Below are 249 nucleotides of genomic sequence, written 5' to 3'. Positions count from 1 at the left end.
CGCCGGCGGCGAACCCGGCGGAGGCAAATCCGGCCTCCTCAACACCATCGCCGCCCACGCCGCCCTCTCCATCGATTCCCGCCTCGTACTCCTCGACGGCAAGCTCGTCGAACTGGGCCAGTGGGAGGACTGCGCCGACGCGTTCATCGGCCCCGACATCACCGCCGCCCTCACCGTGCTGAAGCGGCTGCAGGTCGTGATGAACAACCGCTACGCCTGGCTCCGCGCCCACGGGCGCCGCAAAGTCAC

1 protein-coding gene is annotated in these 249 nt (G+C 69.9%); it reads left to right on the top strand.

Going from position 1 to position 249, the window contains the following annotated elements; genetic code table 11:
- Nucleotides 1-249: FtsK/SpoIIIE domain-containing protein (locus ACNAVT_RS31925; protein WP_416301727.1), on the top strand; the 249-nt coding region annotated here is incomplete at both ends.

Origin of the sequence: Micromonospora sp. SL4-19 (assembly GCF_047921475.1) — a bacterium.
Taxonomy (GTDB): domain Bacteria; phylum Actinomycetota; class Actinomycetes; order Mycobacteriales; family Micromonosporaceae; genus Micromonospora.
This window is presented reverse-complemented; position numbering and strand designations above follow the sequence as displayed.